10 protein-coding genes and 1 tRNA gene are annotated in these 12,398 nt (G+C 60.2%); 8 read left to right on the top strand and 3 right to left on the bottom strand.

What is annotated here, in order from left to right:
• Both LC083_RS13215 and LC083_RS13210 read right to left on the bottom strand, forming a co-directional pair.
• A partial coding sequence (locus tag LC083_RS13215; RefSeq protein WP_226700776.1) for a DUF11 domain-containing protein occupies positions 1-2,485 on the bottom strand: 2,485 nt, incomplete at its 3' end.
• Between the two features lie 335 nt (positions 2,486-2,820).
• Positions 2,821-2,910: transfer RNA gene (locus tag LC083_RS13210), tRNA-Ser, on the bottom strand.
• 120 nt (positions 2,911-3,030) lie between these two features.
• On the opposite strand from LC083_RS13210, the gene LC083_RS13205 reads away from it, so the two are divergent.
• The 8 genes from LC083_RS13205 to mazG all read left to right on the top strand — a co-directional run bounded on the left by LC083_RS13205 (position 3,031) and on the right by mazG (position 11,097).
• Complete coding sequence (locus LC083_RS13205) at positions 3,031-4,050, top strand: lytic transglycosylase domain-containing protein (protein WP_226700812.1); 1,020 nt, start codon at positions 3,031-3,033, stop codon at positions 4,048-4,050.
• Positions 4,051-4,217: 167 nt separating this feature from the next.
• Positions 4,218-5,381: a D-alanyl-D-alanine carboxypeptidase family protein gene (locus LC083_RS13200; RefSeq protein WP_226700775.1), complete on the top strand. Its 1,164-nt coding sequence runs from the start codon at positions 4,218-4,220 to the stop codon at positions 5,379-5,381.
• Positions 5,378-6,019: a dTMP kinase gene (gene tmk, locus LC083_RS13195; RefSeq protein ID WP_226700811.1), complete on the top strand. Its 642-nt coding sequence runs from the start codon at positions 5,378-5,380 to the stop codon at positions 6,017-6,019. The genes LC083_RS13200 and tmk overlap by 4 nt, the downstream gene beginning before the upstream one ends.
• Positions 6,019-6,966 (top strand): DNA polymerase III subunit delta', encoded by a 948-nt coding sequence (locus tag LC083_RS13190; RefSeq protein WP_413469463.1) that lies wholly within the window; start codon positions 6,019-6,021, stop codon positions 6,964-6,966. The genes tmk and LC083_RS13190 overlap by 1 nt, the downstream gene beginning before the upstream one ends.
• Complete coding sequence (gene metG, locus LC083_RS13185) at positions 6,959-8,518, top strand: methionine--tRNA ligase (RefSeq protein WP_226700773.1); 1,560 nt, start codon at positions 6,959-6,961, stop codon at positions 8,516-8,518. The genes LC083_RS13190 and metG overlap by 8 nt, the downstream gene beginning before the upstream one ends.
• Positions 8,518-9,294, top strand: a complete 777-nt coding sequence (locus LC083_RS13180) for a TatD family hydrolase (RefSeq protein WP_226700772.1) — start codon at positions 8,518-8,520, stop codon at positions 9,292-9,294. The genes metG and LC083_RS13180 overlap by 1 nt, the downstream gene beginning before the upstream one ends.
• Positions 9,291-10,058 carry an MBL fold metallo-hydrolase gene (locus tag LC083_RS13175; RefSeq protein WP_226700771.1) on the top strand — a complete coding sequence of 256 codons (768 nt, stop codon included), beginning with the start codon at positions 9,291-9,293 and terminating at the stop codon, positions 10,056-10,058. Before LC083_RS13180 ends, LC083_RS13175 begins: the two co-directional genes overlap by 4 nt.
• Before the next feature lie 277 nt (positions 10,059-10,335).
• Complete coding sequence (gene mazG / locus LC083_RS13170) at positions 10,336-11,097, top strand: nucleoside triphosphate pyrophosphohydrolase (protein WP_226700770.1); 762 nt, start codon at positions 10,336-10,338, stop codon at positions 11,095-11,097.
• Here mazG and hflX read toward each other — a convergent pair.
• A complete protein-coding gene (gene hflX, locus LC083_RS13165; protein WP_226700769.1) occupies positions 11,092-12,393 on the bottom strand; it encodes a GTPase HflX in 1,302 nt (433 codons plus the stop codon). The two genes, mazG and hflX, sit on opposite strands and share 6 nt — an antisense overlap.
• Between the last annotated feature and the right edge of the window lie 5 nt (positions 12,394-12,398).

Here is a 12,398-nt window from a genome sequence, read left to right as displayed (position 1 = left end):
CCGTGACATAGGTCGGCGAGAAGTCGTCGGTATCATCGCCCGGCGTTGCCGCATCGTCGACCACCACCACGTTGTCGAGCGAGACATTGCCCTCGTTCGTCACCGTGTAGGTGTAGGTGATCGTGTCCCCGGCATCGGTGCATTCCGGATCGCTCGATTCCGCGTCCTTGACGATCTTGATCGCCGGATCGTCGCACAGTTCGACGCTCGCATCGTCAGAGGATTCCTCTGCTGCATCGCCGCTCGCAACCGAATCGCCATTGGCGGTCGCCGTGTTCACGATCGGGCCGCCGCCGTCGACGTCGGCCTGGGTCACCACGTACTGCGCGGTGTAGGTCCAGGTCTCGTTGACATCGAGCTCGCCGTCGGCATCGGTATCGCCGCTGACATAGGTCGGCGAGAAGTCGTCGGTATCATCGCCCGGCGTTGCCGCATCGTCGACCACCACCACGTTGTCGAGCGAGACATTGCCCTCGTTCGTCACCGTGTAGGTGTAGGTGATCGTGTCCCCGGCATCGGTGCATTCCGGATCGCTCGATTCCGCGTCCTTGACGATCTTGATCGCCGGTGCGTCCACAATGGGCACAGCTTCCATGTCCGTGTCCGGACCGGTTTCCGCAGTGTCGCCGGTTGCGACGTTGTCGATGTCTCCATCGCCAAACCCGTTGGAATCGATATCTTCCTGCGTAACCGTGTAGCTGGCCGTATACTGCCACGTTTCATTGACATCGAGCAGGTTGTCCTGGTCGAGGTCGCCGACATTGTAGCCGAAGCCGTCATCGACAGGTGTCGCATCGACCGATGCGTAACCTTCGACCTGATCTTCCATGGTCACGCCGGAAAGCGCGTAGTTGCCTTCGTTCGAAATGGTCAGGAGGTAATTGATCACGTCACCGGGGCTATCGACCTGGCCCGTTCCTCCGAAGTCGTCGCCATCTTCGATGGAGGTGACCGATTTCACCACGTCGATCGCCGCTATGCGGACGAGCGGGGCATCTTCGCTGTCGCTGTCGGAAACCTGGCCGCGGGCCGAGTCACCCGTGACGCCGGCAGTGTTGTCGATGTCACCGTCGGCGCCATCGGCACTGTCGTTGCCGTTGCTGTCCAGTTCGTCCTGCGTAACGGTGTGACTTGCGGTGTATGACCAGACTTCCCCGACTTCGAGGATGTTATCATTGTCGCCAATAATGTCGTCGCCCCGCACGAGCGAACCGACGTCGATATTGGGATCGGTCAGGACCACATTGGTGAGGTCCAACTCGCCGTCATTGGTGACGGTGAACTGATAGATGATCTTGTCGCCAGCGCTGTTGGCTCCACCTAGGCCGTTCAAACCGACGCCGCCCTCGATTTCCGGAATTTCCTTGTCCAGATCGATGCTGGGGGTCAGCGGCTTGTTCCCGATCGGGTCGACCTGGAGGATGTCCCCGGCATCGGCGTTGGAAGAGATCAGCACGGTTTCGAAATCGCCCGTGGTCCTGACATAGCCGTCGGGCACCACTTCCCGGATCTGGATTGTGTAGCTTGAATCGAAGAGCGGGATACTCCCGAACGAGTATGATCCGTCCGCGTTGGTGAAGGTAAAGCGTTCGCCCGGGTCTAGGACGCCGTTGCCATCGGTGGCCTCGACAATCCCGTCGAGGTCATTGTCGATGAATATCTTCACGCCGCCCTGACCGCCTTCGCCAACGTCGCGAACGCCGTCGCCATCGGTATCCTCGAACTTCGTGCCCTGCAGGATGACCGCGTTCTGCAGGTTCCATTCCTCGAACCCACCCTGGACGGTCCACGTCGCGCCCGCTTCGCCCATCTTCACATACAGATAGACGTAAGTCGTGGCCGGATCGGCATTGCCGAAGGCTTCTACCGGGACCAGCACGGAATAGTCGTCGTTGCCGGAGCCGGACGAATTGGCCTCGCTCAACAGGATCGACACGTCCTGGCCGGCATCCATGTCGTAGACCTTGTTTTGCGCCTGAAGGACCGCAAGGTCTTCGATCGTTCCATCTTGCGATGTGTAAAGCTGGAAGGAATCGAGCGAAATCTGAGTGTCGGGGCTCGAATTGCTTTCGTTCAGGTCGACGCGAAATTCGAAGTACGCTTCCTCGATGCCATCACCATCTGCGTCGTAGTACGTGATGGGAATAGAGCCGAGGAGGATCGTCTCAGTCTTGGCCTGGTCGATCTCGTCGTTGCTGGGATGTGGCGGGTTTTTGGCATCGGAGTTGAACCCTTCCTCCACGCTTCCGGGATCATTGTCGTCCTGGATAGCAAGGAAGGTGTTATAATTGCCGGTACCGGCGCCAACATTGGCAGCATCGAGAAAGACAGCGCCGTTGATAACCGCGGAGGAGTTTGCGGTCGTCAGGTCGACATCGAGTTTCCCATCGCCGGTTTTGTCAGTGATAGGCGGAAGGCCAACCGTGTCGTCGTCCAGTTCCTTGTCCCAGATGCCGTCGCCGTTCTCGTCTACTCGAATAGGCATTTCGCTTCTCCCGGTGCCTGAATGTTCAAGAAGCTGACCCAGGCGGTTTATACCGCTCTGATTTGATGCAATTTTCTCGCATCGCAGCTTGTTGAAGGCAGAAGAAACAGCCCTCGACGCGCCCGAACTTTCCGTTCGGTTCGCTGCATCGCAAGGCGGCCCAGAATTTACTGTTATGCCCGGTTGCAGGAGATGAAACGACTCGATCCAACGGGGTTAACGAAAAGTTAACCACGGATGATACCAAGTCAACCGCTTTGTATTGGCGGGTGTTTTTTGACGCTTCTATACATTCGCACGCGATCGCATACGGAAACGGGTTCAGCAGGGGAGGGTGGCGGACAGGGTGGGATTCGAACCCACGGTGGGCGTGAACCCACGGCGGTTTTCAAGACCGCTGCATTCAACCACTCTGCCACCTGTCCGCAGCGAAAGAGGCGCTAGCGGCAAGGAATGCACTTGTCATCCCGGAACTCGTGACAGTTCTCAGGGATAATGCTTCACATGACATCTGCCGTTCACTTGGTTACTGCGAAGCTATGCTCATGACGTTACGCCCGATTTTGTCCTTCGCGACCGCGCTTTTGCTTTGCATCCCGGTAGTACCGGCAAGCGCACAGTCGATGTCGTTCGATGCCTACCTGCAATTGCTGATCGCCCGGGCGAGGGCGGAAGGTGTAAGCGAAGCGACGCTTCAGCGCATGACGGAAGGGCTGGAACCCAGCCAGCGGGTGATACAACTGGACCGGTCGCAGCCGGGCTCCTCAAGCGGATCAGGCTACCCGCCACTGGCACCGTATATCGCCACCCATGTCGATGACGCACGCATCTCTGGCGGGCGGAGAGCCTTTTCGGCTGCAAGGGGAGAGCTTTCAGTGATCGAGCGGGAATACGGCGTTCCCGGAGAAATCCTGACCGCCATCTGGGGGCATGAAACTGCCTATGGCGCGGTCAAAGGCGGTTTCGACCTGGCGCAGGCGCTCGCTACTCTTGCTTGGGAAGGTCGCCGGCGCGAACTGTTCGCCGACGAATTCGTCGCGCTCATGAAGGTGGCCGACAAAGGTTACCCTCGCAGCCAACTCAAGGGCAGCTGGGCCGGGGCATTCGGCAATCCACAATTCCTGCCAAGCGTCTACCTGCGTCTCGCGACCGACGGGAATGGCGATGGGCGAGCCGACATCATGAACAACCGTGCCGACACGCTGGCTTCAGTTGCCAATTATTTCCGTGATGCCGGATGGCGCAGTGATCAACCGTGGGGTGTCAGAGCCTATGTTCCCAGCGGTTTCGATGCCGAGCGTTATCGCACCAAGATCAACGCGCCGGTCTGTGCGCGCGTTCATGAACGCCATAGCCAGTACAAGACGGTCGAGGAATGGCGAGAGCTGGGCGTGCAGCCCCAGCGGCCGCTCGCTGCCGGCACGCAGGCCACCTTCTTCCAGCCCGATGGGCCGGGAACGCCCGCGTGGCTGCTGACCTCGAATTACCGCGTGATCCTGGAGTATAATTGCTCGAATTATTACGCGATGAGCGTCGGCTTGTTGGCAGACGAAATCACCCGCTAAGGAACAGTGCCGATAGCAAAATCGGGTGCTCTCGCCCGCCTTGCCTTGGCGCTGCCTCAGCCGTGGACAGCCCGTTGATCCTCTCGCAATGGCTGCCACGCGTGGTTATAGGGAATACCGACCTCGACACCCCTGTAGTTTCGCCGGAATGCCGGCGCGGAGCCGGCTTGCGTAAAATTTCCCGATTTGCCCTGATCCCCTCTTTTGCCCTGCTGCTTGTAGGGCAAGCGAGCGCGCAGGATCGCCAGCCTGCCGGGCCGCCAAACGCGAATGATGCCCCGATCGCATTCCTGCTCGACCTGACGAGTGGGCAGGTCCTTTTCGCACGTGAAGAGGACAGGCGCTTCATGCCTGCGTCGATCACCAAGGTGATGACGACCTTCCTGGCGTTCGAGTGGATGGAAGAAGGCAAGATCCTCCCGCAGCAGGTGGTTACGGTCAGGCCCGAGTTGTGGCGGGAATGGCGAGGTGTCGGCTCGACCATGTTCCTCGGCAGCGGCGCGCGCGTGACTATGGATGATCTCGTTCACGGAGTGACGACGGTCTCCGCGAATGACGGGGCCGCCGTGTTGGCGGAAGGAGCCGCCGGATCGGTCGATGCATGGGTTGCCGCGATGAACGCGAAGGCCTCCGAAATCGGAATGCGGGACAGCCATTTCGGTACGCCTAACGGCTGGATGGACGACGGCAGGACGTTTGTTACTGCGCGCGACCTGTCCACTCTGGCAGCGGCCCTGATCCGCAAGCATCCCACGAAATACCGCCATTTCGTCGGGCAGACCGAGTTCACCTACAACGAGATCACCCAGCCAAATCACGATCCCATCAGCGGCAAGGTCCCGGGTGCGGATGGAATCAAGACCGGTTTCACCAACCAGGCAGGATACGGCTTTTTGGGATCGGCGCAGCGCAACGGCCGCAGGCTGGTCATGGTCGTTGCAGGAGCGCCACGCGCGCGGGTGCGGGACCGGGCTTCGCGGGACCTGCTCGAATGGGGTTTCCGCAGCTTCGACCAGCAGCAATTCTTCGCGCCGGGCACTGTCCTCGGAGAAGCCGAGGTTCAGGGCGGGGACAGTGGCTCGGTTGGCCTCGTCGCGCGGCGGGGCGTGTTCCTGAGCATGCCAAGGAACCACCAAGGCAAGGTGTCGATGATGATCCGGTATGACGGGCCGCTGCGCGCACCTGTCGCGACTGGCGAGAAGATTGCCGAATTGCTCGTGCAGGTCGAAGGCCTGCCTGAATACACCGTACCGCTGGTGGCAGAAGAGGCGGTCGAGGAAGCCGGCTTCTTCGATCGGGTCATCAACGGCGTACGCGGGTGGCTCCGGTGACAAGCGGCAAGTTCATTGTCTTCGAAGGCGGCGAGGGGATGGGCAAGTCCACCCAGGCGCGCCTGCTCGTCGAGAAACTCGAAAGCGAAGGTGTCACGGTCAGATTGACGCGCGAGCCCGGTGGTACTCCGGGCGCCGAAGCGATCCGCGCGCTCCTCCTAGATCCACCCGGGGAAGGGTGGGGCCCGGAAGCCGAGGCATTGCTGTTCGCAGCGGCGCGGGCCGATCACGTGGCCCGGCTCATTCGCCCTGCACTCGAACGAGGGGAGTGGGTCATATGCGACCGCTTTCTCGATTCCAGCAGGGCCTATCAAGGAAGGGCGGGAGGCGTCGGCGACGAAGCAGTGCTTGGCCTGCACGCAATCGGTAGCGGAAGTCTTCTGCCCGACCTGACGCTCGTCCTTGCGGCAGACAACTCGCTGGTCGCAAAGCGCCTTCGCGAACGCGATGGCGACCGTGCCGATGCGATCGGCGGGCGAAGCGATTCCTATCACAGCGAAGTGAATGCGGCATTCGGCAGATTCGCGCAGGAGGAGCCCGAGCGCTTCCGAATGATCGAAGGAGGCGACTCGATCGACGAAGTTCGCGAGCGGGTCTGGCAGGCCGTGGCGCCGCTGCTCGAGGCACGGCAGATATGATGTTGATCGGCCATGACCGTGCCTGGAACGAATGGCGCAGCGCCATGGGTGGCGAGAGAATGCATCATGCTTGGCTACTCGCCGGCAGGAAGGGCCTGGGGAAGGCAAGCTTTGCGCAGGCGGCCGCGCGAGAACTGGTCGGAGCCAGCCCGGACACAGGTGACCACCCCGACATCCTAACGCTCACATACGGTCCGAAGAACAAGGAAGAGGCCAAGAAGCGCGACGACGGGAAGCCTTTCGAACTGGCCCGCGGGATCAAGGTGGAGCAGGTACGCGACGTACAGCGACGCCTGACCACAAGGCCGACGATGGGAAGCCGACGCGCTGTGATCATCGACCCGTCGGACGACATGGAGGTGGGCGCCTCGAACGCCCTGCTCAAGAGCCTCGAGGAACCCCCTGCGGGTACGTTCTTCCTGCTAGTCGCCCACAATCCGGCGCGCCTTCTCCCGACAATCCGGTCACGTTGTAGGACTCTGCGTTTTCCTGCGCTGACAAAGCAGGAGATGGACGCGCTCCTTCGCGAGCTTTCACCCGAAACGGATATCGCGACCCGAGACGCGGCGATTGCGGCAGCTGCCGGTTCTCCGGGCAACGCACTGTTCTTTGTCGCACTTGGCCTCGGCCAGGCAGGCCAGCTCATGCAGCGCATCGTCGAGACGGGCGACCGTGACTTTTCGCTACGCGGCCAACTAGCAGGCGAAATAGGCATGAAGCAGGATATTCCGAGGCTGCAAGCGATACTCGACCTCGCGCGCGCGATCCTTGCCGAACGCATCGACAATGCCGGCCCCGATCCTCGCATCCTGGTGGACAAGCACGCCGAACTGGTCCGGCTGTCGGCAGAGCAGCCCACGTACAATTTCGATCCCGGATTGCTTGCGATGGAAATCGGAACCTTGCTCGTCTCTGCAGGTGAGGCTAGCGAGCGCGCAAATGGCTGACCCTTTCTACATTACCACCGCAATCCACTATCCCAACGGCAAGCCGCATATCGGCCATGCTTACGAGACGATTGCTGCCGATGTCATCGCGCGTTTCCAGCGCCTGATGGGACGCGATGTGCGCTTCCAGACCGGGACGGACGAGCATGGCCTGAAGATGGCACAGAAGGCCCGCGACCTCGGCAAGACGCCGCGCGAGCTTGCCGACGAGATGTCGAGCGCATTCCGCGATCTCTTCGACCGGCTCGACATCACCTACGATCGCTTCATCCGCACCACGGACGAGGATCATCACAAGGCAAGCCGCGCGATATGGGAAGCGATGGAAGCGAAGGGTGACCTGTACCTCGACCGCTACGAGGGATGGTACTCGGTTCGTGACGAGGCCTATTACGACGAAAAGGAACTCGTCGAAGGGGAGGGAGGTGAAAAGCTCTCGCCCCAGGGCACTCCGGTCGAGTGGACGGAGGAAGAAACTTGGTTTTTCCGGCTGTCCAACTATGCGGAACCGCTGCTCGAACTCCTCAACAAACCGGGGTTTCTCGAGCCGGCAAGTCGCCGCAACGAAATGATTGCCTTCGTCGAAGGTGGCCTCAAGGACCTCTCGGTTTCCCGCACCAGCTTCGATTGGGGCGTGAAAGTGCCGGGGCATGACAACCATGTCATGTATGTCTGGGTCGATGCACTGACGAACTACATCACCGGCCTCGGGTATCCGGATGGCGGCGAGCTCTGGCGGAAGTACTGGCCTGCCAGCTTGCACCTGATCGGCAAGGACATCGTTCGTTTCCACACCATCTATTGGCCCGCTTTCCTCATGAGCGCCGGAATTCCGGTCCCGCAGAAGGTTTTCGGGCACGGATTCCTGCTCAATCGCGGCGTCAAGGAATCAAAGTCCGCAGGGAATGTCACCGATCCCAACGATCTGGTCGACCTGTTCGGCGTGGACTCACTCCGGTATTTCCTGATGGCCGAAGTCGTCTTCGGGAAGGATGGCAGCTATTCGGCGGAAGCCCTTGTAAACAAGGTGAATGCCGAGCTCGCGAACAGCTTCGGCAACCTCGCACAGCGCACACTTTCGATGATCACGAAGAACATGGACGGCAAGCTCGAGGCTTTCGAAACCAATGACGATGATAGGGCGCTTCTTTCGACTGTCCGCAATGCTTGCGCCGAGGTCCTGCCGCAGGAATTCGAAGCACTGAATTTCAGCGTGGGCATCGAAGCGTGGCTCAAGGCAGTCTTCGCTTGTAATGCCTATGTCGACGAACAGGCGCCGTGGGGTCTGAAGAAGACCGATCCCGAACGCATGAAGGCGGTCCTACAGACGCTGTACCTCGCCATTCGCGACCTGGCGATCGCGATCCAGCCTGTCGTTCCGACCAAGGCCGCCGCGGTACTCGACCAGCTCGGCGTCGCGGGCGAACGGCGTGCCTATGCCGACGTCGGTGATTACGGTTGGTTCGATGAGCTGGCTGCGGCCGGACACATCGTCGACAAGCCGACACCCGTGTTCCCGCGCCTCGAACTGCCCGAACCCGAGGCCGCTTGATGCTTGTCGATAGCCACTGCCATCTCGAGTACAAGGGCTTGGTGGAAGAGCGCGACGAAGTACTCACGCGAGCCCGCGAAGCAGGCGTGGGCGCATTCCTCAATATCTCCACCAAGCAGGCGGAATGGCCGCAAGTCGTGGGCACGGCCAACGCACACCCCGATGTCTGGGCCAGCGTCGGGATCCACCCTCACAATGCGGATGATCACCCCGGGCTGGCGCGGGACGAACTGCTGGAGGCCACCTATGATCCCAGGGTGATCGCCATCGGCGAGACCGGGCTCGACTATTACTACGACCACTCCGATCGCGATGCGCAGCGCGAGCTTTTCCGCCTCCACATCGACGTGGCGCGTGAAGTACAGCTTCCGGTGATCATCCACACGCGCGATGCGGAAGAAGACACCCTCGCCATCCTGTCGGAAGAGATGGGGAAGGGGGCTTTCCCCGCCCTGATCCATTGCTTTACCGCCTCGCCCGAATTCGGGCAACGGGTGCTGGAGCTCGGCCTGTCGATCTCCATATCGGGCATCGTGACCTTCAAGAACGCCAAGGAACTGCAGGAATTCGCACGGCAAATCCCTCAGGACAGGCTGCTCGTTGAAACCGACTGCCCGTTCCTTGCGCCTGTTCCTCATCGCGGCAAGACTTGCGAACCGGGTTACGTCGACGACACTGCGCGCTTTCTGGCCGATCTTCGCGGCGAAAGTTTCGATGAACTGTCCCGCGTGACGACCGCCAATTTCTACCGCCTCTTTTCCAAGGCAGCCGCGTGAAGTTCATCATGCTCGGATCGGGAACGTCAACCGGCGTTCCACGCATCGGAAATGACTGGGGCGAATGCGACCCATCGGAGCCGCGCAACCGCCGTAGCCGCGTATCGATCATAGTCGAGAACGACGCCGGACAGCGTATCCTTGTCGACACCTCGACCGATCTAAGGGCCCAGTTGCTGGCCAATGGAATAGAGAAAGTCGATGCGGTCTTCTGGACGCACGACCATGCCGACCATTGCCACGGCATCGATGATTTGCGCGTCATGCGCTATGATCGAAGCAACCCATTGCCCGGTTTCGCCAACACCAGGACATGCAAGAACCTGCTGCGACGCTTCGACTATATTTTCGAAGGTCAGCATGGTTACCCAACCTTGATGAGCCTTAAAGAAGTTTCGCAAGTTCAACTTGTTGCTGGATTTTCCTTCGATTACGTCGAAATGCCGCACGGGCCGGTGACATGCACCGGATTCCGGTTCGAAGCTGACGGGAAATCCATCGTTTACGCGACGGATTTCAGCGAAATCACCAAGGACATGGTCGATTGCTTCAAGGGCACTGACATCCTTGTGGTCGATTGTCTGCGCCGCCGGCCGCATCCGACCCATGCACATCTGGACATGGCAATCGACCTGACTCGGCGGTGCAAGGCGAAAACGGCCGTGCTGACGCATCTCGACAAGACCATGGATTACGGCTCGCTGGTAGCCGAGGTCCCGAGCGGCATCGTAGTTGGGTATGACGGATTGGAGTTGCGCGCATGAGCGTTGGCGCATGGATGTGGGCGGCGGTAATGGCTGCGTTGATCGTCGTATACCTCAGGGGCATGCGGTCAGACGGACTTACCGGCAGCAGGATGCTGAAGGTCGCTTTGATGTGGGTGGCGATAATCTTGGGAGCCTATGTGGTAGTGAGTTGGGTCACTGGAATGTCATGATCGCCTGATTTTGCACTTAACATAATATATATTATCCATCTTGATGTTGAAACGAGCCGTATCGCAGGCTTCCCCCCTGCCGAAGCCTCACGTAAGCCAGCACCATGGCAAACGAGATTGATCGACTCCTGCAGATAATGGCGCGGCTGCGCGACAAGGAACGAGGTTGCGAATGGGACACCGCGCAAACGTTCTCTACCATTGCACCCTACACCATAGAGGAAGCCTACGAGGTAGCTGACGCTATCGAGCGCGAGGACATGGATGAACTCCGTGGCGAACTCGGTGATCTCCTCTTCCAGGTCGTCTTCCACGCACAGATGGCGAAGGAAGCCGGTCATTTCGGCTTCGAAGAGGTTGCCAAGACAATTTCAGACAAGATGGAAGCACGCCACCCACACATTTTCGGCTCGGAAGATGGCGTGATGGAAGAATCTCGCTGGGAAGACCTCAAGGCCGCCGAACGCGAGGCCGAAGGGTCAACCAGCGCGATGGATGGCGTTGCGTCGGCACTACCAGCCTTGCTGCGAGCGCAGAAACTCCAGAAACGTGCCGCGCGCCACGGCTTCGATTGGCCTGATACCGAAGGCCCGCGAGCAAAGGTCGTCGAAGAGATCGAGGAACTCGACACTGCCACTCCTGACCAGCGCGCTGAAGAAGCAGGCGATTTCCTTTTCGCCGCAGCCAACCTCGTGCGCGCCTACGGGATAGACGCAGAAGAAGCGCTGCGGGCAGCAAACCGCAAATTCGAAAGACGTTTCCGCGAGATGGAGAAACTAGCTGGAGGCGACTTCGAGCAACGTAACCTCGAACAGCAGGAAGAGCTCTGGCAGGAGGTCAAGCGGCGCGAGAAAGCGCGGTTATAACGACTGGAACTGCCCAAATTCCTTGGGATTGAGCCTGACGGTGAACCGTCGCAAGGATTGCCCTTCGCTTTCACCTGCGTCGGCTTCCTCAAGTACGTCCCCATGCGCATGAAGCCAGGCGATCCGCTTGCCGTCGCTGGATGGCAGGACGAATTCGCGGACCGTCGCCCGCGAAGTCAGCATTTGACCGACCCGATCGAGAAAACCATCGACGCCTTCGCCGGTCAATGCGGACAGCGCGATTATTCCTTCGTCATCCTCCGCAACCTTGGCCAGTTCCTCCGCCTGGTCGGCATCCAGCAGATCCCACTTGTTCCAGACCTCCAGGATGGGGACCTTCGGGTCCGCCCCTTCCCCGTCGATCACCCCAAGCTCGCCCAGGACTTCGAGTACCTGGAGCTTCTGCGCTTCTGACGATGCATTGGAAATATCACGGACATGGCAGATCAGGTCTGCGGCGGTTACTTCCTCAAGCGTCGCGCGGAAGGCGGCGACAAGCTGTGTCGGCAAGTCGGAAATGAAACCGACCGTGTCGGACAGGATGGCCTTTTCGACACCGGGCAAGGAGATGGCTCGCATCGTCGGGTCGAGGGTTGCGAAGAGCAGGTCCTCGGCCATGACATCTGCACCGGTCAAGCGATTGAATAGAGTGGATTTTCCTGCGTTCGTATAGCCGACAAGGGCAACGACCGGCCACGGTGCCCGCTCGCGCCGTTCGCGATGGAGTCCACGGGTCTTGCGGACCTGTTCCAGTTCCTTGCGCAGGCGCGCCATACGCTGGCGGATCATCCGCCGGTCAGCCTCGATCTGGGTTTCACCCGGGCCGCCGAGAAAACCGAAACCACCGCGCTGCCGCTCGAGATGGGTCCAGCTGCGCACCAGCCTGCTTTGCTGGTAATCCAGATGGGCCAGTTCGACCTGCAAGCGCCCTTCGGCGGTCGCTGCACGCTCGCCGAAGATTTCAAGGATCAAGCCGGTGCGGTCGATGACCTTTCGCGCCAGCTTGTCTTCGAGATTGCGCTGCTGGATCGGGCTGAGGGCACCGTCCACAACGACAAGCTCAGCGTCGTTTTGTTCGCAGGTGATACGGATGTTTTCGACCTGCCCGGCACCGAACAGCAGGTTCGGCTTCACATCGCGAACCGGCAGGACGAAGCTGTCGGCAATGACGATACCGATCGCCAGCGCAAGCCCCTCCGCCTCCTGAAGCCGGCTTTCGGCGTCAAGATCGTAGCGCATGCCCCGGATATCCGGGCAGACGACGAGAGCTCGCGCACCGCGCGAGACCTCGCCCATCAAAT

It is taken from the genome of Qipengyuania gaetbuli (assembly GCF_020524765.1).
Classification (GTDB): domain Bacteria; phylum Pseudomonadota; class Alphaproteobacteria; order Sphingomonadales; family Sphingomonadaceae; genus Qipengyuania; species Qipengyuania gaetbuli_A.
The sequence above is the reverse complement of the archived record's forward strand: the minus strand, read 5'-3'. Positions and strand labels throughout refer to the sequence as shown.